The organism is Alkalibacter saccharofermentans DSM 14828, assembly GCF_900128885.1.
In the GTDB taxonomy this organism is placed as follows: Bacteria; Bacillota; Clostridia; order Eubacteriales; family Alkalibacteraceae; genus Alkalibacter; species Alkalibacter saccharofermentans.
In genome coordinates, this window is record NZ_FQTU01000001.1 from 233,643 (window position 1) to 255,707 (window position 22,065).

General features: G+C 38.9%; 23 protein-coding genes and 1 riboswitch. Of the genes, 7 read left to right on the top strand and 16 right to left on the bottom strand.

Annotated elements, in window-relative coordinates; genetic code table 11:
- Window positions 1-3 precede the first annotated feature (3 nt).
- The 5 genes from BUB93_RS01135 to BUB93_RS01155 all read right to left on the bottom strand — a co-directional run bounded on the left by BUB93_RS01135 (window position 4) and on the right by BUB93_RS01155 (window position 5,024).
- A complete protein-coding gene (locus BUB93_RS01135; protein ID WP_073269218.1) occupies window positions 4-840 on the bottom strand; it encodes an undecaprenyl-diphosphate phosphatase in 837 nt (278 codons plus the stop codon).
- Window positions 841-935: 95 nt separating this feature from the next.
- Entirely contained in the window at window positions 936-1,379 is a 444-nt protein-coding gene (gene dut / locus BUB93_RS01140) for a dUTP diphosphatase (protein WP_073269219.1), read from the bottom strand.
- A 112-nt stretch (window positions 1,380-1,491) separates the two neighbouring features.
- On the bottom strand, window positions 1,492-3,588 hold the full coding sequence (locus tag BUB93_RS01145; protein ID WP_073269220.1) for a polyribonucleotide nucleotidyltransferase: 2,097 nt from the start codon (window positions 3,586-3,588) through the stop codon (window positions 1,492-1,494).
- Window positions 3,589-3,691: 103 nt separating this feature from the next.
- A complete protein-coding gene (rpsO, locus tag BUB93_RS01150) occupies window positions 3,692-3,961 on the bottom strand; it encodes a 30S ribosomal protein S15 (RefSeq protein WP_073269221.1) in 270 nt (89 codons plus the stop codon).
- A gap of 118 nt (window positions 3,962-4,079) precedes the next feature.
- Entirely contained in the window at window positions 4,080-5,024 is a 945-nt protein-coding gene (locus BUB93_RS01155) for a sugar-binding transcriptional regulator (RefSeq protein WP_073269222.1), read from the bottom strand.
- A 155-nt stretch (window positions 5,025-5,179) separates the two neighbouring features.
- Between BUB93_RS01155 and deoC the strand changes: the two genes are divergently transcribed.
- A complete protein-coding gene (deoC, locus tag BUB93_RS01160; RefSeq protein WP_073269223.1) occupies window positions 5,180-5,839 on the top strand; it encodes a deoxyribose-phosphate aldolase in 660 nt (219 codons plus the stop codon).
- 60 nt (window positions 5,840-5,899) lie between these two features.
- On the opposite strand, the gene BUB93_RS01165 is transcribed toward deoC, so the two are convergent.
- Complete coding sequence (locus BUB93_RS01165; protein WP_073269224.1) at window positions 5,900-6,709, bottom strand: MerR family transcriptional regulator; 810 nt, start codon at window positions 6,707-6,709, stop codon at window positions 5,900-5,902.
- Between the two features lie 65 nt (window positions 6,710-6,774).
- Window positions 6,775-7,008, bottom strand: coding sequence for a hypothetical protein (locus BUB93_RS01170; RefSeq protein ID WP_073269225.1), 234 nt, complete (start codon window positions 7,006-7,008; stop codon window positions 6,775-6,777).
- A gap of 226 nt (window positions 7,009-7,234) precedes the next feature.
- Between BUB93_RS01170 and BUB93_RS01175 the strand changes: the two genes are divergently transcribed.
- Window positions 7,235-7,660 (top strand): universal stress protein, encoded by a 426-nt coding sequence (locus tag BUB93_RS01175; RefSeq protein WP_073269226.1) that lies wholly within the window; start codon window positions 7,235-7,237, stop codon window positions 7,658-7,660.
- Window positions 7,661-7,704: 44 nt separating this feature from the next.
- On the opposite strand, the gene putP is transcribed toward BUB93_RS01175, so the two are convergent.
- Window positions 7,705-9,234 carry a sodium/proline symporter PutP gene (gene putP, locus BUB93_RS01180; protein ID WP_073269227.1) on the bottom strand — a complete coding sequence of 510 codons (1,530 nt, stop codon included), beginning with the start codon at window positions 9,232-9,234 and terminating at the stop codon, window positions 7,705-7,707.
- A 120-nt stretch (window positions 9,235-9,354) separates the two neighbouring features.
- Complete coding sequence (locus BUB93_RS01185; protein ID WP_073269228.1) at window positions 9,355-9,744, bottom strand: helix-turn-helix domain-containing protein; 390 nt, start codon at window positions 9,742-9,744, stop codon at window positions 9,355-9,357.
- 214 nt (window positions 9,745-9,958) lie between these two features.
- Between BUB93_RS01185 and BUB93_RS01190 the strand changes: the two genes are divergently transcribed.
- The 4 genes from BUB93_RS01190 to ppk1 all read left to right on the top strand — a co-directional run bounded on the left by BUB93_RS01190 (window position 9,959) and on the right by ppk1 (window position 14,436).
- Entirely contained in the window at window positions 9,959-10,453 is a 495-nt protein-coding gene (locus tag BUB93_RS01190) for a SixA phosphatase family protein (RefSeq protein WP_073269229.1), read from the top strand.
- Between the two features lie 6 nt (window positions 10,454-10,459).
- Window positions 10,460-11,269, top strand: a complete 810-nt coding sequence (locus BUB93_RS01195) for a CHAD domain-containing protein (RefSeq protein ID WP_073269230.1) — start codon at window positions 10,460-10,462, stop codon at window positions 11,267-11,269.
- A 94-nt stretch (window positions 11,270-11,363) separates the two neighbouring features.
- On the top strand, window positions 11,364-12,284 hold the full coding sequence (locus tag BUB93_RS01200) for a Ppx/GppA phosphatase family protein (protein ID WP_073269231.1): 921 nt from the start codon (window positions 11,364-11,366) through the stop codon (window positions 12,282-12,284).
- Entirely contained in the window at window positions 12,271-14,436 is a 2,166-nt protein-coding gene (ppk1, locus tag BUB93_RS01205) for a polyphosphate kinase 1 (RefSeq protein WP_073269232.1), read from the top strand. Before BUB93_RS01200 ends, ppk1 begins: the two co-directional genes overlap by 14 nt.
- 52 nt (window positions 14,437-14,488) lie before the next feature.
- On the opposite strand, the gene BUB93_RS01210 is transcribed toward ppk1, so the two are convergent.
- The 6 genes from BUB93_RS01210 to BUB93_RS01235 all read right to left on the bottom strand — a co-directional run bounded on the left by BUB93_RS01210 (window position 14,489) and on the right by BUB93_RS01235 (window position 19,754).
- Complete coding sequence (locus BUB93_RS01210; protein WP_073269233.1) at window positions 14,489-14,953, bottom strand: PTS sugar transporter subunit IIA; 465 nt, start codon at window positions 14,951-14,953, stop codon at window positions 14,489-14,491.
- A 50-nt stretch (window positions 14,954-15,003) separates the two neighbouring features.
- Entirely contained in the window at window positions 15,004-16,596 is a 1,593-nt protein-coding gene (locus BUB93_RS01215) for an alpha-glucoside-specific PTS transporter subunit IIBC (protein WP_073269234.1), read from the bottom strand.
- Between the two features lie 40 nt (window positions 16,597-16,636).
- On the bottom strand, window positions 16,637-17,962 hold the full coding sequence (locus BUB93_RS01220; protein ID WP_073269235.1) for a 6-phospho-alpha-glucosidase: 1,326 nt from the start codon (window positions 17,960-17,962) through the stop codon (window positions 16,637-16,639).
- A gap of 119 nt (window positions 17,963-18,081) precedes the next feature.
- Window positions 18,082-18,750, bottom strand: a complete 669-nt coding sequence (locus BUB93_RS01225) for a MurR/RpiR family transcriptional regulator (RefSeq protein ID WP_073269236.1) — start codon at window positions 18,748-18,750, stop codon at window positions 18,082-18,084.
- 68 nt (window positions 18,751-18,818) lie between these two features.
- On the bottom strand, window positions 18,819-19,307 hold the full coding sequence (gene thiW, locus BUB93_RS01230; RefSeq protein WP_073269237.1) for an energy coupling factor transporter S component ThiW: 489 nt from the start codon (window positions 19,305-19,307) through the stop codon (window positions 18,819-18,821).
- Window positions 19,308-19,363: 56 nt separating this feature from the next.
- A riboswitch (TPP riboswitch) is annotated at window positions 19,364-19,475 on the bottom strand.
- A 24-nt stretch (window positions 19,476-19,499) separates the two neighbouring features.
- Window positions 19,500-19,754, bottom strand: a complete 255-nt coding sequence (locus BUB93_RS01235; protein ID WP_073269238.1) for a hypothetical protein — start codon at window positions 19,752-19,754, stop codon at window positions 19,500-19,502.
- A 157-nt stretch (window positions 19,755-19,911) separates the two neighbouring features.
- Here BUB93_RS01235 and BUB93_RS01240 point away from each other — a divergent pair, with 157 nt between their 5' ends.
- Window positions 19,912-20,427, top strand: coding sequence for a methyltransferase family protein (locus tag BUB93_RS01240; protein ID WP_073269239.1), 516 nt, complete (start codon window positions 19,912-19,914; stop codon window positions 20,425-20,427).
- 12 nt (window positions 20,428-20,439) lie between these two features.
- Here BUB93_RS01240 and BUB93_RS01245 read toward each other — a convergent pair whose 3' ends face one another.
- Window positions 20,440-21,843, bottom strand: coding sequence for a C40 family peptidase (locus BUB93_RS01245; RefSeq protein WP_073269240.1), 1,404 nt, complete (start codon window positions 21,841-21,843; stop codon window positions 20,440-20,442).
- Between the last annotated feature and the right edge of the window lie 222 nt (window positions 21,844-22,065).

Genomic DNA, 22,065 nt, shown 5'->3' on the forward strand with positions numbered 1-22,065 from the left:
TTTTTATGATATTATGAAATTATTGATCAATAATAATCCTGCCATTCCCCAGCAGTAATAAGAAAAGTAATGCAGCTTGCCGTTTTTTACCAGCTTAACGAGAAGCCTAATGGCAAATATCCCAAATATTATGGAAGCTGTAAAAGAAGCCAGCAATGCCGGAGTGCTCATTCCCACATTATTAAGCTCAAGTATGTCCTTTGACTTTAAAAGCACTGCTCCCAATACTGCGGGAATTGAAATAAGAAATGAAAACTCCGTAGCTTCGTCCTTTTTAAGCCCGTTTGCCAATCCACCTACTATTGTAGATCCAGATCGTGATATCCCCGGTGTAATAGCCAAGGTCTGAAAAAGACCTACTACTACTCCTTTCCCAAGGGTCAGCTTTTCAATATGCATTTGATTTTTCTTTCCTATCTTTTCACCCAATACGAGCATTATTCCTGTAAATATCAAAGTTACGGATACCACTTCGATTGATGAAAACAGCTCCTCAAACACGTCACCCAGCGAGAGACCGATAATTGCCGTCGGTATGCTTGCTGCAATAATTAGAAGTATATACTTTCTGTATTTGCTTTTATAGACACACAGACTTTTTTCTCTGAATAGATCACCGAACATTTTGAAAAATTCAAAGAACATGTGAATTATAGAAGACCTATAAACTATAAAAATTGCTATTAACGTTCCAAGATGCAACAATACATTAAGAGCCAGATTTCCTTCGCTGATTCCCATAAAATGCTGGGCTATAACAAGGTGCCCCGAGCTGCTCACGGGCAAAAATTCTGTCAATCCTTGTAGTATCCCTAAAAATATTGCGTCAATTATATTCATTATCATCCCACCTGTTTTAAATTTTCCGCAGCTTTTAGTATATCATAAAATAGATCGATTTGTGCTTCATATGGCTTCCCCATCCTATGACCGGACTAAAGCTTGCCTGAATGCCCAAATCCCCCTTCACCTCGCAGGGTATCATCTAGCTCTTCCACCACTTCAAATTCACCTATTATGTATTTCTTAACGATCATTTGGCAAATCCGTTCTCCTGGTTTTACAGTATAAGCGCTTTTGCCCAAATTTATCAGCGGTACCTTTATCTCACCTCTGTAATCTGAGTCGATCGTTCCTATACCATTAACCATAGTGATGCCATACTTTAAAGAGAGTCCGCTTCTGGCCCTAATCTGCACTTCATATCCCACGGGAAGGGATATGAAAATCCCTGTGGGAACTAGAACTATATCCATAGGCTTAATCTCGATGCCTTCATTTGTATCAGCATAAAGGTCCATGCCGGCAGAGCCTTCCGTCATGTACCCGGGCAATGGCTGAGCAGATTTGTTCACTATCTTAATTTTGCATTTTTCCATAATTACCTCCATTTGTTTTCACGTTAAATTATATAGAACTTAATGGAAATGTTCAAATATATTAAGCATAAAAAAACATAAACCACTTAAGGTTTATGTAGTTTGTTTAATCTTATTCTTTATTGTCAACTCTGGGCAAAGTCGCTTTTCTTGACAAGTTTATTCTGCCTTGCTTATCAATCTCAACAACTTTTACAGTTATTTCATCACCGATGTCGACAACATCTTCAACTTTGTTTACTCTTTCGTGAGCAAGCTTGGATATGTGAACCATTCCTTCTCTTCCTCCCGGAATTTCAACAAAAGCACCAAAATTCATGATTCTGGTTACCTTGCCTAAGAATACCTCTCCTACTTCAATATCCTTTACGATGGCTTCGATTATGCCTTTGGCTTTTTCAGCTGCCGGCAGATCAGGTGATGCTATAAATACCTTACCATCATCGCTGATATCTATCTTAACCCCAGTGTCATCTATAATTTTATTGATGACCTTACCCCCTGCGCCAATTACTTCCCTGATCTTGTCAGGATGTATTTGCAAGGTTATTATTCTAGGGGCAAAAGGCTTTAGCTCCGCTTTAGGCTCGCTTATTACTTCATTCATTTTATCCAGTATATACAGTCTTCCTACCCTGGCTTTTTCCAACGCATTGGTAAGAACACCTTCATCGATGCCGTCTATCTTGATATCCATCTGAATGGCTGTAATTCCTTCCTTTGTCCCGGCAACTTTAAAATCCATATCACCAAGGAAGTCCTCCATGCCTTGAATATCCGAAAGCACAGCTACCTTGTCCCCTTCCTTGATAAGTCCCATTGCGATACCTGCAACCGGAGCTTTTATAGGAACACCTGCATCCATCAGCGACAGTGAACTTCCGCAAACGCTGGCCTGTGAAGTGGATCCGTTTGAGCTTATAACTTCAGATACTACCCTGATGGTGTATGGAAATTCATCCTCTGAAGGTATTACAGGCAACAATGCCCTCTCAGCCAATGCACCATGACCAATCTCTCTTCTTCCCGGTCCTCTCAAAGGTCTTGCTTCCCCTACGCTGAATGCTGGGAAGTTATAATGATGTATATATCTCTTGCTCTCTTCCTCGTCAGTAAATCCATCTATGATCTGGACATCTCCAAGTGCACCCAAAGTTAGCGCAGATACAACTTGCGTCTGTCCCCTTGTGAACATTCCTGAACCATGGACCCTATCAAGAAGGCCTATCTTTGAAGAAATAGGTCGTATCTCGTCATGAGCTCGGTTATCCGGTCTAATGCCTTCCTCGACGATCATCCTTCTCACCTGTTCCTTAACCAGGTTATAGCATACTTCCTTTATATCTTTTAGATTTTCCGGATATTTTTCAGCAAATTCGCTTTGAACCAATTCATTGACTTCATCAATTTTTTCAGTTCTCAAATTTTTATCTTCAGTTTTAATAGCATCAATATACTTTTCAGTTGCAAAAACCCTGATCTCAGAATCTATCGTATCATCCGGTTTTGCCAAAGGCACTTCCATTTTTTCTTTTCCTACCTCAGCAATTATCTCTTCTTGGAAGGCTACGATCTTTTTGATCTGTTCGTGTGCGAATAAAATAGCTTTTAGCATTACTTCTTCTGAAACTTCCTTGCTGCCAGCCTCCACCATCATGATCGCCTCTTTTGTTCCAGAAACTACCAAGTGGATTTCACTTTCTTCCTGCTGAGCAGCAGTCGGATTTACGATGTATTCACCATCGATAAGTCCTACCAAAACTGATCCTGTAGGTCCGTTAAATGGAATATCTGAAATTGACAGCGCAATTGAAGATCCAATCATGGAAACTATTTCAGGAGGATGATCTTGTGATATTGACATCGCAGTCGCTACAACTTGTACTTCGTTTCTATATCCGTTGGGAAATAGTGGTCTTATTGGTCTGTCCATAAGCCTGCATGTAAGGATAGCCCTTTCAGAAGGTCTTCCCTCCCTTTTGATAAATCCACCGGGAAACTTGCCTACGGCATATCTTTTTTCTTCATAGTCGCAGCTAAGAGGAAAAAAGTCCAGGCCTTCCCTAGGTGTTTTTGAACCACAAGCTGTTACCAAAACGTTGGTTTGTCCATATCTTAAAAAAACCGCACCGTTTGCCAATTCAGCCATTTCTCCGATTTCAGCGGTTAATTCTCTTCCGCCCAAATCCATTTTAAATGTTTTCAGCATTTTATACCTCCTTGTTTATTATACTTTTCTTTCAAGCCAAAACAGGTGCCTGCAATTAAACTTCTCCACATAATAATACAAGGCGGATTTCTCCGCCCTTGAATTATTTTCGAAGATTCAATTGTTCAAGCAGCTCTCTGTACTTGGCAATATCCTTGCTTTTAAGATAGTTCAGCAAACCTCTTCTTTGACCTACCATTTTCAGAAGACCTCTTCTTGAATGGTGATCTTTTTTGTGAACTTTAAAGTGACCTGTAAGTTCGTTGATTCTTTGAGTCAAAAGTGCGATTTGAACCTCAGTTGAACCTGTGTCATTTTCGCTTTTTTTGAACTTCTCGATGATTTCCGCTTTTGTTTGTTTTTCTAAACCCATTTGTTTACCTCCTAAATTTGAATCCCCATCATCACAGTCAGCTGTCGGAGAGTCAGCAAACCGAGATAAAGGTTCTTTTAACATAGCAATTATATCAATAACCCGGTTGAATTGCAAACTATTTCGCATTCTTTACAAGGTGTTCTCCTGTCTTTTCATCAGTTACTAAAATATCAACTAATCCGCTCCTTGCAACAAGTTTAGTAGCAGGCAATTTCGAATTCCCGCCGGCTACTGCTATTTTTATCGGGATTTTTTTATAATCTTCCGAGGCTATGCCTATGGTCCTTGTCAATATCTCAAGATCCACTTCATTTCCATCTCTGTCGAGATATATGCTGGATACTATATCGCACTCCACTTTGGCTCTTCTCAATTCCTCTATATCGCTTTCCATGAAGTAACCTGAAGATAAAACAGAAGCATCCTCTGCCGAAAGGCAGCCAAAGCTGTGGACAGCCATATCGAGTTTTTTTAAACTTTTAAATACCAGATCAATTTGTGCATCTTCCATTAAAACTTTTTTTATCTCGCTACTTCCTACAATAGCCGGAGCATGAAGCTGCAAAAAACTGCCATTATATGCCTTGCCCAAAGTTGCTGCTATTTGACTTGCATGAAATTCAGAATCGGTATTTCCATACCCACCCATCAGTGGAACGAATTGTGCTTCTATACAAGGCATTTCATTGTCCCCGGCATAATTTTTTAGCGCTCGCATAGTCGATCCCCATCCTACGCCTACTTTGGCTCCTTTTTTCAGATGCCTCTCCAGGACATCCATGGCTTTTTCCGATAGCAGCCTTTGAAGCACATTAATCTCATCGTCGAAAGGAACAATATGCACCTCTGCAAGAGGATAGCTCCTTTTGATAGCATCTTCCATATCCATATACGAGTCTAGAGTATTTATTTTAATATCAACTATTCCTTCTTCTTCGCACTTTGAAAGGCTCCTGGAAACAGCCATCCTTGAAATATTCATTATATCCGCTATCTTTTGTTGCGTCATCTTTTTCTCATAATAAAGCCTCGCTATTTTAACCAAATCTGATTTTTTCATCTGCTGCTCCTTTTCAGTATATAATAGTATTATAATATCGTTGTTGATGTAAAGTAAAGATTGACATCTTCATTTTTTCTTTATATACTATATCTATGTTCATTTTAACACACTTGCGTTCATATGAACACAATTAATTCAAGGAGGGATCAAATATGATCACTAAAGAACAACTGGTACGTTATATCGATCATTCACTGTTAAAGCCAAACCTTACCAACGAGGACATCATAAATGGATGTCTATATGCAAAGGATCTAAACTGTGTGTCCGTTTGCGTAAATTCTAACAGAGTAAAAATGGCTTACGACGTTTTAAAGGATACCCAAACAGCCGTAGGTACTGTGGTGGGGTTCCCATCAGGGGCCCACACTACTTATATCAAGGCTTTGGAAACTGAAGAAGCATATAAAAACGGAGCTACCGAGATAGACATGGTAATAGACATCGGAGCTATTCGTTCAGGTGATATAGACTACGTCCGCAACGATATATCCGAAGTAGTAAAGTCATCTCCCGCCATAGTAAAGGTAATACTTGAAACCGCTTATCTGACAGACGAAGAAATTATTTTAGGAAGCAAGCTTTGTGAGGAAGCAGGCGCACACTACGTTAAGACATCAACAGGATTTGCCCACGAAGGAGCTACCATCAAGAACATTCTTCTTATGAAAAACGCTGTAAGCGATAAAATGAAAATTAAGGCAGCTGGTGGAATAACAGACCTGAAATTCTCATTGGAGCTTATCGAAGCCGGATGTACCAGACTTGGCACGAGCAAGACAACTCAGATATTAGCAGAGCTGGATAAGTAATAAAACAGGCGGCGATTCCATGCACTCTCAGTGCAATAGATCACCGCCATTTTTATGATTCTAATTAGGTTTATTTACAGGAATCTGCAATTCGGTTAACCACTCTTCTTCACTTTCCTTGTTCCAAATGCCGTCTATGTAGCTTTCCCTTGGGGCTCCCGCTATCTCGTATCCATTGGTTTCAATCCACTTGAAAGCAAAGGCATATGCTTGTGCCAAACCTGAGTATGCTCCCTTGTGCATGACAGACACCGCAGTTACAGCTTCGATCTTCTTAAACTTGATATCATCAAAGTCATCCCTGAAACTGTCAACAGCTTCACAGAACTCAATATTGAAATCTTTGTCCTTGTACTCTCCGTCAAGATACTCTATGAAGCAATATTCCGGCACTCTACATTTAAGATCTGAATATTTTTCTGAGATGACTCTTCCTATTTCGGGTATCAACTCAAAGTAGGAATCGTAGCTCGGAACCGTCAACTTTTTAGAATAAACGATGCATTCCGGTAATTCCTTGATTGTTGCAACATAATTCATAAAACCATCCTCCTTTTGATGTAGAACAAATTCTATCCTGGAGATTGTTTCTTTTACGCGATTCAATTGGTCAATCAATTCAAATTTTCGCCTTATCAAAAACCTATCCGGGTTATCCCCTGACATTATAGATTTTATGTCTTCGATGCCAAGTCCCATTTGCCTATAAGATTGAATCCGGTGAAGTACAAGTAATTGATCAGTTGCATAATACCTGTGCTTAGTAAACTTGTCTATCATTTCCGGCTTTAACAGGCCCTGCTCATCATAATAGCGAAGGGTCTTCACAGTTGTTTTTCCCATCTTTGAAAATTCACCAATACGAAACATGCATTCATCTCCTTTACTAAATCCTACATCCTCCCCCAAGGGGAGATGCAATGCATTTATGGTTTTTACGAAATAGCTTGCTGATCCCTGAGATTATCTGCAGAGCTTTTATTCCATATGTATGCGATTATTATTGCGATTAACATGGCTTTGCTGCCGATTTCTTCTTGCAGATTACCTGTAATCTTTAAGAAAGCATAGCTTGATAAAAAGAGCATTGACACGGTCCACAAAACAGCTACAAAAACAAATATTTTTTTATATGATTCCCTACTGTATGCTACATCAAGCTCTTTCATAATATTCACCATGCTTTCTATAATCCATTGATACAGTTCTTATATCTTAATTGCAAGTAAATACCAGTTACATTATAACACAATCAGTTCACAATAGAGATCTTTTTAGCAGTGATAGCAACTTTTTTTCTACCACATTAAATTATAATTCAAATTAAAAGGATTAATGGTTGAAATTATGTTAAAATATATATAAGACAAACATAAATGCAAGGAGGCTAACATCATGTATAAAAAAATTCTGGTACCTACGGATGCTTCAGATTTTTCAAAAAGGGCATTATTGGAAGCCATCGCAATTGCGCATATGACTGAAGGAGATATATTTCTTTTGAATGTCACTCATTCTCCCGACTCATACTGGGGATATACAGCTTCCTACGGCTTGACAGTCAATCAGGAGTCTTTAAGGGAGTTGGGAAATCTGGCAATAGAGATTTCAATGGCAGACATCACTACCGATATACCTCTAAAGCCAATAATCAAGTTCGGAAATCCTTCAAATCAGATAATTGAAACAGCTGAAGAACAGGACGTGGATTTGATAGTAATGGGAAGTCACGGACACGGCTTCGTAGCCGGTGCTCTTTTGGGCAGCGTGAGCCAAAGGGTCTTGCATCAAGCCCAGTGCCCTGTTATGATCGTTAAATAATAAAAAACCTGCCATTTAATATAATTTGGCAGGTTTTTTATTTATTATATGTCTGCATTCATGAATTCATCGAATTCCTTTTTAAGATCTTCTGAAGGTTCCTTGGTCAATAGGCTTACAACTATTATAAATGCAATAGATATCCCAAACGCTGGAAGTATCTCATAAAGATTTATATACTCTTTAATGAAATTTCTCCAAACCAAAACGGTAATGCCTCCGGATAGTATTCCGGCCAAAGCCCCCTGCCAATTCATGCGTTTCCAATACAATGACATCAGTATTGCCGGCCCAAAGGCTGCACCAAATCCTGCCCAAGCGTATGCTACAAGGTCAAATACCGAGCTGTCAGGGTCCCTGGCAATGATTATTGCTATAAACGCCACTACTAAAACGCTGATTCGGCTTATCCATAAAAGCTGTTTATCCGTTAGCTTTGAAAACATATTCTTGCAAATGTCCTCTGATACTGCAGAAGATGTAACCAATAGCTGAGAATCCGCAGTGCTCATTATAGCCGACAGGATTGCCGTCAATAAAATCCCTGCTATTATTGATAATCCGGGTCCTGAAAGGATGTTCTGAACCAAATAAATGAAGATTCTTTCACCATCCAGAGTATTCAATACGTCAGCAGAAACTATCGTCGACATGTAAGCCTTGCCTATGACGCCCAGCAATGTGGATGCCGCCAAAGTGCAAACTACCCAAACCGTCGCAATCCTTCTGGCTGGCTTTATTTCGTTTGAATGGCTGATCCCCATGAACCTCGCCAGTATATGTGGCTGACCAAAATAACCCAACCCCCATGCTGCTATGGACACAATTCCCAACAAACTTAAGGTTTCTGTGCCAAACCACTCACTCGCACCGAAGCTTCCCGGCAGTTCTGCCAATCCAGCGGCTATATCAAAGGTTTGCTCTGCTCCACCTAGTTGGATGACTGCTATGATCGGAAGAATTATTATAGCAAAAAACATCATGATTCCTTGAATCAGGTCAGTCCAGCAAACAGCCAGAAATCCACCTAAAAAAGTATATGAAACAATCACTATGGCTCCTGCTACAAGAGCTGTGGTATAATCCAATCCGAATACAGCATTAAACAGCTTAGCACCTGCTGAAAATTGTGCTGCTGTATAAATCAGAAAAAACGTTACAATAAATGCAGCTGAAATAAGTTTTATCAAATGAGTCTTGTCCTTAAACCTGTTTTCCATGTAAGTAGGTATAGTTATGGCATCGCCTGCATGTTCAGAATATTTCCTCAGCCTCTTTGCCAGTATCAGCCAATTTAAATAAGTCCCCAATGCTAGACCGACAGCAGTCCATACCGCTTCTGCCATTCCGCTGTTTCTAGTCAGCAAAAAAGCTGTCCCGGGAAGTCCCATTAGCAGCCATCCGCTCATGTCTGAAGCCTGAGCGCTCATCGATGTAACCCATACATTAAGATTTCGACCACCTAAAAAATAGTCTGCCTGACTATTGCTGTTTTTAAAGAAATACGCTCCAATCCCGAGCAAAAAAACAAGATAAAACCCCAATACAATTCCATGAATCGTTACATCTGTCATTACACCACTCCTACTGTTTAATATGTTTATGGTATTCGAAACAATACCCATGGACTAGGAAAGTTCGCCTTTTATTAAAGCTACAACTTTGCTAAGCCACCAAAATATTTCGAATAAATATTATAAAGATATATCCAGGGCTTTCATGATAAAGCCAATTCCCAATCCTGCAAAGCCACCGATGCTCGCCCACATGAGGTTGCCTGTAACGAGCCCTGCTGCAGTACCTAAAATAAATCCGCCGATCATCATCATCTCATCGCTTTCGTCTTCTTCATCGACTTCGTCGTTGATGTCGTTATAAGTCCTGTATTCATTTTCTTTAATCAAATAGTCTATCGATACATCAAATATGTCGCTGATCTTTATGAGCTCCTCTGTAGATGGATAAGATTGGCCTTGCTCCCATTTCACAACATTTCCGAAGGGAACATCAAGAATATTTGCCAATTTATCTTGAGAAATATGTTTTTCAGTTCTCAGTCTTTCTATACGTTCTGCAAATTTCATGTAACTCACCTCGTTTCTTATGTAATAGTTTCATATAAAGGACTAAAGAACATTATACCCCTGAAAAAAGAATTTTTAAAGTGGTTTTTATATATTTTTGAAATTTTTCTTCTATAATATATCATGGTTGCTGAAAGATGTCGTATATTTCATTTTAATGGTTTGCGACCTTTGTATTATGGGAATACTATATTATAAAGAAAGGATGATGTACATGGTCGATAATATTGTTCTATTTCGACATGGAAAGGCTCAAGACAAAGGTTCATCAATCTCCGACGAACTTCGTCAATTAACCAAGGAAGGTATTGTCAGCCTGCAATCGGAAATGATAGGTCTGATTAATATGCTGCCAAAATATCTAAATATCCAAATTTGGGCCAGCCCCCTTAAGAGAAGTCTTGAAACTGCAGAGATTATTGACAGCTATTTAAAAAGCCAAAATATTATTATATACGACTTTATAGGAAGCGGTGCATATAGCGCCTTAATAAACGAGCTTAGATCATGTTCCAATGATACGGTTTTAATTGCTGGACATGAGCCTTGGCTTGGTGACTGGAGCAAACGGATGACCGGTTGTCACCTACCTTTTAAAAAGGGAGCAGCAGCTCTCTTGAAGCCGGATTCGTCTTTTGATAAGTTTGATATCTCATGGTTTCTCCAGCCTTATGCGCTAACAGAACTCAGCTGCAAGATAAAGAGGTGATTGTAATTGGGCTTGGATATGATACTAAACTCAGCATTAAAAGAACTTGAAGGTACCGTGAAAGATCTATTTTGCAAAAAAGACGATCCCGAATCAGTTCATACTTTTAGAATCAAGGCAAGACAGCTTCGCTCCCTGCTTTATTTTTTTAAGCCTTTGATTGAACCTAATAGCTACTCAGCTTACCAAGCCACCTTGAAAAATTTGGGTCTTGCTTTTTCAGAAATCCGGGAATACGATGTCATTATTAAATATTGGATGGAAATAACCGCCTCCAACGAAGATATACTTCCCTTTCCCGCCAAGGTAACTGACTATTTTTCTCAAAGATTGACTCAGCTAAAGAAAGATACTTACCACAAAGTAGATGAAGATTATGTTTTAAAAAACATAAAGTCGATTGATACATCTCTTCTGATATACAATAGCAAAATAACTTCCCAGAAGGATTTTGAAAAATACTGTAAAAAGAGAATTGCATCGATAATAAAAAAGATATCAATCGATTTCGATAATTTAAATATCAATGACGATGAAGCTGTTCACAGTTTGCGAAAATTAATCAAAAAGCTGCGATATTCTCTTAAATGCCTGCAACCCCATACAAAATCTGACTATGAAAAATTGTTAAAAAACAGCAAAAATATTTCTGATGTCCTGGGCGTCATCTGTGATTGCAACAGATTTATATGGATTTTAAGCAATATCGGTAAATCTTCGTCTCTCGAATTTACATTTGAAAAGGGCGTTTTTACAGGATGGCTTATCGAAAAAAGATCAGCATACCTAGGCATGCTTAACAATTTACGTGTTTAATCAATATTAATATAGTTTTAACAGAGCGTTAACATTGAACTGATATAAATAAAGTCCAATTGCATATAAAATAATTCTACAGGAGGGATGTCACATGATCTATGCGCTGGTTGATGTGGGTTCAAATACAATGAGGATGAATATCTACAAATGCGAAGAGCACAGTATAAAACTGCTGTTTGGAACCAAAAATCCTGCTGGGCTTGCAGGTTACGTGGAGAATGGATCAATGTCACAAAAGGGCATCAAAAAAGCCATCAGCGTACTGATGGAATTTAAAAGCATAGTCGATAATTTTGATATTGACGAGCTTTACGTATTTGCTACTGCCTCTTTAAGGAACATAGACAACAGTGAAGACGCTGTAGATCAGATACAAAACAAAACCGGGCTAAACATAGATGTCATTTCCGGAGAAGATGAGGCAATACTAGATTTTATAGGTGCGACAAAGGTGGTAGATGTTACTGATGGACTCATCGTCGACATCGGCGGTGGCAGTACCGAGTTAGTGACATTTGAAAACAAGAAAATTATAAATGCCATAAGCATACCGATAGGATCCTTGAATCTATACAAAAAATGCGTCAGCCAATTATTGCCTGACAAAAAAGAAAAGAAACTAATAAGGGATACTATAAAATCCGAGCTGGAAGATATCGGAGAAATCATAAACAAGCCTTACAAAATAATTTGCGGAGTAGGCGGAACAGTCAGGGCAACAAAAAAATTAAATAACTCGATTTACGATCTCCCAGATGAAAATATTGAAATTGACATAAAAAATATCAAAAAAATCTTAAAGATTCTATCAAAGAACTCCCGCGACTCCCTTGATGCCATTTTGCAGGTCGTGCCGGATAGGATTCATACGATAATACCTGGCATGATGATTTTAAACGAGGTCAGCAAGGTCTTTAAAAGCGACCAAATCGTGGTAAGCTCATACGGAGTCAGAGAGGGTTATCTATACGACAAAATATTAAAGGAGAAGGCTTTGTATGGAAAACCATAATCAAAAATACGACACTAGTTATACCCAAAACCGCGAGCTTTCTTGGCTTAGATTCAACGAAAGAGTGCTGCAGGAGGCGTCCGACCACTCAGTTCCCCTTCTTGAAAGGTTAAAATTCGCATCCATTTTCATAAGCAATCTCGACGAGTTTTTTATGATACGGGTAGGCAGTCTCTTTGATTTGTCGCGCATAAAAAAAGAAACTCATGACAATAAAACCGGTGACACTCCAAAGGAACAGCTTGAGAAGGTTTTCAGTGCCGTAAAGCCACTATACTCGCAAAAGGATGAAGTTTTTTTTCAATTGGAGGATCAGCTGAGGGCGCATGAGATTTTCAACCTAAAAATGAGTGAATTGACAAGCTCTGAGCTTAAATTTGTAGACACCTACTTTAAAAAAAACATCTTGCCTCTTCTGTCACCCCAGATAATTGACTCACACCACCCTTTCCCCCATCTTTGGAATAAGGGGTTGTATGTTATCGGCAATGTAAAGTACAAGGACAATTCCTCAACTGTTGGCATTCTTGGCGTTCCCAATGCAGTGCCTAGATTCATATTGATGCCTGGAAACAGCCTGCGTTTCGTTTTGATGGAAAAGATAATACTTTATTACTACGATAATGTATTTGACCTTTACAGCGTCGATAATAAATGCATTATATCGGTAACTCGAAATGCAGATATCAGTCCTGAAGATGAAGCTTTTGATTTCGATGAAGATTTTAGATCTCATATGAAGCAAATATTGAAAAAGAGATCTAAGCTCGCTCCTGTAAGGTTGGAGGTAGAAGGCACTCTTGATAAAAAGCTTGGAAATTATCTCATTAGCAGGCTTGAAATTAAAGATGAACAAATATTTTTCAGCAAATCGCCGTTGATATTGGATTATGCTTTTAGCATGGGGGAAACACTATCGGCATCGGCGAAACGTGGCCTTGAATACCCTCCTTTCGAACCCCAGTATCCGTCCTCTTTAAAGCGCCGGGAAAGCATCATAAGCCAAGTCTTAAGAAAAGACCTTTTGCTGTTTTTCCCTTACGAAGACATCGAGCCATTTATTCAGCTTCTAAAGGAAAGCGTCACATCAAAAATTGTGAAGTCTATAAAAATAACCCTTTACCGTCTTGCTTCTCGCTCTAAAATAATAGAATATCTATGTGAAGCAGCAGAAAATGGAAAAGATGTCACAGTTCTTATAGAGCTTAGAGCACGCTTTGACGAAAAGAACAATATAGAATGGGCAGAGAGGCTTGAAGACTCGGGGTGCAAAGTCATTTACGGATTTGAAGAATATAAGGTTCATTCAAAGATTTGTCTCATCACCTGCATGGAGAGAGATAAAATCAGCTATATCACTCAAATTGGAACGGGAAATTACAATGAAAAAACCGCCAAATTATATACAGATCTATCTTTGATCACATCAAATATAGAAATAGGAAAAGACGCCGTCAATTTCTTCAAAAACATGTCCATAGGGAATTTAGAAGGTATTTATTTTAAATTGATGGTAGCTCCTTCATCTTATAAATGTAAGATAATTGATCATATCGACGAAGAAATCGCCAAGGCTAGGCGAGGGGAAAATGCCCGTCTGATTTTTAAGGCAAACTCGCTTACTGAACGAAACATTATCGACAAGCTGTCAGAGGCTTCTATCGCAGGAGTAAAAATCGATTTGATAATCAGAGGAATCTGCTGCATTTTACCGGGTATCAAGGGGAAAACGGAAAATATAACCGTCACAAGCATAGTAGGCAGGTTTTTGGAGCATCCTAGGATTTATTGCTTTGGAAGAGGGAAAGATGCCAAGATATATATATCCTCTGCCGACCTTATGACACGAAATATGAACCGCAGAGTGGAGATTTCCTGTCCTATTCTGGACCAGGATAACAAAAAGAGGATACTTCATATATTGGATGTAATGCTGAATGATAATACCAAAGCACGTCTGATGTTAAGTGACGGAACATATACAAAAAAACCTAGGACTGAGAAAAAGCCGTTAAATAGCCAAAAACACTTCATCAGGGAGGCTATGCTTTTAAGCATAATAAATAATCACAATAAATCTGCTCCCTCCTTGAAATCCACCCTTAAAAAGAAAATAATAAAAGGAATCGCTAAAATTTTAAATAGATTTTGATCATGGAATATAAAAACCGCTATTGATGTGATAACAATAGCGGTTGAGATTATTATTTTATTTTAATTATATTTTTCTCCATGCACTTTACGTATCTTCCCACGGACAAAACCTCAATCTTTTCACCTGTCAAGAATACAATTGGTGATTTAAGGGATTTGCCTTTTTCAAGGATTTTTTCCTTATCGACTTTCACGATCACATCTCCCTGCTTGATGCGATCTCCTTGAGCGACGCACAGCTCAAAGCCTTCCCCTTCAAGCTCGACAGTGTCCATGCCTATGTGAATCAAATATTCCATGTTGTCATTTTTTATGCCTATTGCATGTCCTGTCGGAAATGCCATAATAACTTCTCCATCAGTAGGCGCTTTAACATCAACTCCATTAAAATCTATGGCAAATCCATCCCCCATCGACCTCGTTGAAAAAACTTCATCTTCAACCTGATCAATTCTCATCAATTCACCCTCCATGGGTGAAAAAAAATCTTTTCTTTTAAGTATTTTTTTAAACATACGATTCGTTTGAGCCGTCAAGCCAAACTTCCTCCTTTGATTTTTTAAATTTATACTAAGCCATTTGCATTGCGATCAGAAATCAAGCTTTCAAAGTCATCCCTTACTTGTGGCACTGAAAGACCTACTATAACCTGAATCGCATTCCCGTTTCTGACAACTCCATGTGCTCCAGCTTCTTTGAAGTAATTGTCTGATAGAAGCTTTGATCCATCATTAACAGAAACTCTCAATCTCGTAGCACAATTCGTTACATCTACGATGTTTTCCGCTCCACCTAGTGCCTCTAAAAACGCTTGAGCTTGTGAGGGCTTGCTGTTTGCGGCCCCAGAAGAAGACTTTTTAGCCTTGTAATCTGCTTTGGAGTACAGCTTTGTCTCGTCTGTGTCTTTTTCCCTTCCCGGAGTAGCAAGATCAAACTTCAGTATAGCAAATCTGAATGAAAAGAAGTAGATCACCGTAAATATCAACCCTATTATGATCTGAATAATATAAGTGGAAGAATGATAGTTAAACAACGGCATCCAATTTTGTGCCAACCATTCTATTAGTCCTCCTCCAAAGTTACCGACTACTCCAAATGTATATGAAACTGCGGCCAAAGTAGCGGCCAGTACGGAGTGAAGGGCAAAAAGTGCCGGTGCAATAAACAAGAATGTAAATTCCAGAGGTTCGGTTATCCCTGCAAGAACTGCTGTCAATGTAGCGGGTATAAGAAGACCTGCGACTATTTTTTTCTTCTCAGGTTTGGCTGTAGAATATATTGCTAGCGCAATCCCCGTACAACCGAATACTTTTGATAGACCATGCAACGCAAATCCACCTTCCGGAAACATTTCTTTTAAGCTCATTGCAGATGTGGCAAATGACGACAGATTTTGCGTCCATTCTGCATATATTCCGCTTTCAACAACTGCCGGACCAAAAAGAAACGGTCCGTAAACAAAGTGATGAAGCCCCGTTGGAATTAATATTCTCTCTAAAAAAGTGTACAACCAAACTCCGAATACCCCAGTTGATGTTAAAAATCCCTGCATTGAAGCAATTCCTGCTTGTATTTGCGGCCAAACAAAGCTTATTAAAAGGGCTGTAGGAATCATAAGAAAAAATCCGATTATGACTACAAACGAAGATCCTTGAAATATCCCTAAAAAATCAGGTAGCTTAGTATCAAAAAACTTATTATGCAAATATACTGCGATGGCTGCTATAAATATAGCTCCGATCATCCCGGTATCTAATGTTTTTATTCCGGCTATGAGCGCAAGTCCACTGACGCCACCCACTTCCAAAGAATAGTCTACATTAAAGGTCGGTCCCCATAATTGAAGCAAGGCGCTTATAAAGTAGTTGAATGTCAAATATATTACCAAAGACTCAAGACAAGCTCGTGCTTGTGCCTTTTTAGCCAAAGCTATGGGAAGACCCACCACGAACAATAGTGGAAGCTGTCTGAACACTGTCCAGCCGCCTTCCTCGACGACAAACCAAAATTTATACCACATGCCGTCGGGGTGGGCTATGGGGCCCATTATGTCCTGATTTTTAAACAATATAGTCAACCCTACAGTTATTCCTGCAAAAGCAAACAGGAGAACCGGTACAAACATCGCTGCACCAAACCTTTGAATTTTTTGTTTCATAATTAATCACTCCATCTATAATTAGTGTTTGCCTATTACTCTAATTCAATTCAGGCCAATATTCTTTATTTGCTTCAATTAAATCGTCAAGTATTTTCTTGGCAATTGATGCACTAGGTACCGTTTTGGATAAAGTCATAGCTTGCCACAATTTTTGATAGCTTCCTGTTATCCAGGCATCGACTACCAGCTTTTCTACAGAAACCTGCTGCTCCATCAATCCCTTTTGAAATTGTGGAATTTTCCCCATGCTCAGTTTTTCATAACCTTCACTTCCCACCAGACAAGGGATTTCTACCATGCCGGTTGAATCGAAGTTTTCAATCGCCCCTTCGTTCTCCACTATAAGCAGCATTCTTTCCTTTGTATTAAATGCTATGGCTCTAGCCAAATCTACTATGTAGCTTGCATGTTCATCGGGATGAAAATTGCAGTCCTTTGCAGTCCCTTTGTCTATTATATCCTGTGCTGCTTTAAATACTGTTTTCTCTCTTCCTTCCATGACTTCATTTGCTCTGGAAAACTCTATGTCTGAATGCTCGACGACGTAGTCCTGAAACAGATAATATTTTAGATATGTGTTAGGCAATGTGTCCGGGTCCAAAGCAAATACATCCTTTGCCTTGTGAAATGTGTCATTCCAGCTAGCGTCAACATGCTGGTGGTGACCCATATCGAATGTGTATCCATATTTTGCCACATGCTCTTTGATTTTTGGCATTAAATCATTTCCCTGTTTATCTCTTATGCTATTCCACCAGCCAAAGTGGTTTAGTCCATAATATCTGACATCCATTTCTTTTCTGGAATTCAAGCCTGCAATCCTGGCCATGAGCTCTTCTATACCAACAGGCATATCACATATATTGAGCACTCTTGAATCAGGTCTCAGTCTTCTCGTAGCTTCAGCTACGATTGCTGCCGGGTTGGAGTAGTTAAGCATCCACGCATTTGGTGAATATTTTTCCATAAAATCTATGATTTCGAGTATTCCTCCTATGGATCTCATTCCGTATGCTATTCCCCCAGGTCCACAGGTTTCTTGACCTAATACTTTATATCTTAGTGGAATTTTTTCATCCAATTCACGCATTGCATACTTTCCGACTCTTATATGAGCCATTACGAAGTCGATATCAGTAAAGGCTTCTTCGGGATCTGTAGTATAGCTGAACTTGATTTGCGGTGCCCTTTCCTTTAGAAGTATCTCACAAGCCTTTCCTATTACTTCCTGTCGGTCACCATCATTATCGTAGAATTTTATTTGACGTATCGGGAATTTGTCAAGATTGTCCAGCAACATAATTACTATTCCGGGTGTGAAAGTGCTACCCCCACCTGCTATTGTAATTGAGCTTGATTTCATATAAAACTTCCTTTCGATTTCTAATCTAATTGTTTACCGGTTTGATCAGCGCGCTTGTTATGTGTTTATAGTAATTGTTTACATCCACAATTTCAATACTTTCCACGCATCGTGTTCCTTTAATCCAACAAGTTGAATTGATATGGTGTTATATATATTTTTTCAGTGCTCAAGCTTGCTAGGGTATTGTCTTTAAGTCTTGTTATCGAAATAAAAGGTATCTCCCTTAATTTCAGCTCTCTGGCCATCTTTATGACTTGCTGGGATTCTCCATCCAAAGAAACGATGATGAACAGGTCGTCCTTGGTTAGCTTTTTGGACAGCAGATTGAATTCGGCATTTCCTTCAAGTATATAAATTAGGTCTCCTCCGTTTACAAAAAGCCTTTTGATTTCATTTACAACATTTTTTTGGACAAAACCAGACCCATATCCAATTATCCTTTTGGCTTTGTAAATAAGCCTGCAGACTGATGTAAAATCCTTATCTGCCATCTCCTCAGCGACTCTTTTATAAAGACCTAGCAAAGCTTTTACTTCATCAATTTTTTCTTCTTTTTGATCGCCTGCTTCCATTTTTAAAATTGCTTTTAATTCACTGTAACCGTCTAAGGATATCTTCTTTGCAAAACGAAGTATCGTTGTTCTCGATACACAGCAATGATCTGCCATTTCATAGATAGACATGGTCTTGCATTTTTCTTTATTGTTATATATGAACTGCCAGACCTGAAGATCTGTTTGATTTAATTGCTGCCGGTATTCGTTAACAAGTTCTTCAAGCTTCATGTTGCACCACCGCTTCCAAATGAATTTGCTCATACCTTATTATACTACATTTTTTCAGCGTTAGCGCTTCACATTTTGATAAGTTGAAACACCTTAGTTCTCTCCAAAGCTTTTATAATCAATACTGAAATTGTGCTTCCTGCAATCGAGCTTACTCCAAAGGGAATCACAAATGCGAACAGGGCTACCTCCCTGCCCATTAATAATGCGGCTACAGGGTAGGAAGCAAGCGCTCCGAATAAACCGGTCCCAACAACTTCACCTAAAAATGCGTGGGTCATCTTTCTGCTTTTCATGTACAAAACACCACACATCATAGCTCCTATCATGCTCCCCGGGAAGGCAAGAAGGCTCCCGGTACCCATTGAAATGCGAATCAGAGATGTTGCAAATGCAACCCCCACTCCATATACGGGTCCCAGTATTACTCCAGATAAAACATTGACCATATGCTGTATGGGAAAGCACTTTGCGGCTCCCACAGGAATAAAGAATCCGGACAATGATACAGCTAGTGCAACAAAAAGACCTGCTAATGATAATTTTTTGATGTTCATTTAAATCCTCCTTAAATTTAATATATAAAAAGAGACCTGCGCAAAGCAGATCTCAATAAACAGCAAGCTATGAGTCCCACGTTGGCATTATCCAAATCAGGTTTTTAGGGTCGAGACAGCATTTAGTCTCCTCTCAGCCTGCATGCGCAAGCTCCCCATTATGTATGATTAAAAGTTTTGTTACTAATCTAGTCAGTATATGTCATCTGAATAATCGGATCTGTTTTTGCATTCCTCAGTGAGAATCCCAAGATATTTTGCAAGCAGAGGCGCATACGACAGAGCAAAAACAGTACTTGCACAGGCCATCACCTTTTTTCTCTGGGACTGAGGCACTGCCATTCCCATAAGGACTCCCATGGAGCATAACGAAAGCTTTAAAAGCCCTATATCTACAACAGTCATCTGATCTTTGTACTTTTGAGCATATTTCAGCATACCTTTCACTATAGACTACCTCCTCTGATTTTCTTTCAAGTCAGCAATACTACTTACAGGTTAAATTCATTATAACAAATTAACCATTTACATACAATGGCAAACATCAGTTTCTTTTCTTCTGGTAGGGGTACTAATTATTTAAATAATAAAGAGGGTGATAAACATGAAAAATTTAAAAAAGCATATCATATCATTTCTCTTGCCTATAGTCGTATGCATCGCAGTTCCCTTGGTTATTATTTTCTTTGAAATAAGTGCTGTGGGCGATTCTCTTTTCAACCAAAACAAAGCAGTTCTATTATTGGGTATTATACTGCTTTTAGTCAGCTGCATTTGTTTTTTTATTATCGTTAAGTTTTTTATTTCCGTTAGCAGAAGCACGATTATGCCTTGGAATCCTTCTCAAAGACTTATTATGACAGGACCATATGCCTATGTTAGAAATCCGATGATATTAAGCGTAATCACGGTATTGCTGGGATATTCTCTTGTTTTCGCTTCAATGAGGATATTTGCCTTCTGCTTTGTATTTTTCATAGTCAACAACTTATATTTCTCTTTATTTGAAGAGCCTGATCTCTTAAAGCGTTTCGGCAAAGATTACGACCATTATAAAAAAAATGTTCCCAGGTGGATTCCAAGAGCAAAGCCTTGGAATCCACCTGGGAACAATGATTAATAGCTATTAAATTCAGTAGGCTCTTCTTCCACTGATGTATTTTGCTCTCCAATACGCTGTATTAATAGACGTTATCTCAACTCTTCTTCCTGGCCTGGGTGAGTGAATCATGTTGCCGTTTCCTACGTAAATACCCACATGACCTGAAAAAACAACTAAATCTCCGGGCATCAAATCGCTTTTCGCAACGAATCCTCCGACGCTTCTCTGCCCTCCGCTGGTTCTAGGGAGACCTATTCCCAATTGTCTGAATACATACTGTGTGAAACCGGAACAATCGAAACCAGCTGGCGTCGACCCTCCACTTCTATATGGAGTTCCCAGGTACTGTCTTGCAGTTGCTACTATTGAAGAACCCAGGTTAGACTTGTATGATGAAGCTGAAGTTGATCTCGAAGCAGTTACCACTGGTCTTGATTTGGTGCCTTCAAGCACTATCTTGGCAATTGGTTCCGCGATTACCTTTTCATTTATAACCTTTGATTTTTCCGCTACTCCATTTACGTATAAAACTTCTTTTGTTACTTCCTTTTCGCCGTTCTTGCCTTCCTGCTCTACCTTCGTTTGTCCGATAAATAAAGAAGAATCCTTTTTCTTCTCGGTAGCATATGATATTTTTTCACTAACAGTCTCTTTCACCATCGCTGATACGTCAAGAAATGGTTTTTCAACGCTTAAATTTATAGTGTCTCCCGGCATCAACTCTTCAAGGTTTTTATCAGGATTTGCTTCCTCCAAGGTTCTCAAGCCAGTTCCGTAAGACCTGGAAATTGTCCAAGCTGAGTCACCTTGAGCCACTTTGTATGTCTGAATTTCTTCTGTATTTATATTCACTCTTTCAAGTGCGTCAACTTCATCAAGTATCAAATCCGCTTGAACATTTTTTAATATTACTTCTACATCTTGCTCAAAGGCTATATCTAGAATCTCGATATTATTCGATGACCCGGCAAGACTTTCAACATATGGTTTTTTCATTTGTTCCAAAATTTCATTAGCTTCCTCAACAGTCGCTAGAATAAGCTTTTCTTCTCCGTCAACCATAATTACTGCCGCTTCTTGGAATACCTGAATATTTTCTTGCAATGCATTAGTTAAGCTGTCAATTTCCAAAGTCGAGCTTTTATCCACTCTCACTTTTTCGAAGGTTATTTCCTTTTCATAAAAAAAGTCTTCACCGTACTGATCTATAAGCTGTTTTTCAATTTCAGCCAATGCATCTTCAACCATCATTTGCTCTGATACATAACCTAGGTTCTGACCATTGAAGTACAACTGATAAGAAAAGCTGTTTTGGTAGGTCAATACTCCTATAGCTATAGTCGCAGTAATGGCACCAGATACTGCCAACGCCTTTGCTCTGTCTTTTAATTGCCATGTCTGTACATCTACTGTTTTCATCCAGTTTTTGTTCATAACATTTCTCCCATACTCTTGATAGAGTTAAATTTTTTCAACAAGAGTATTGTAACATTAAATATACAAACGCGCAAACTTTATTTACATTTTAGATACAACTTTAAATATTCTCTTAAGACTTTTTTAGTTTCTGCATAACAAAAGGAACTTTCGTATCGAGATTAAGCACTACTCTTTCTTATAGCGTACAGAATACTGTGCGGTATTTTTATCATTTTT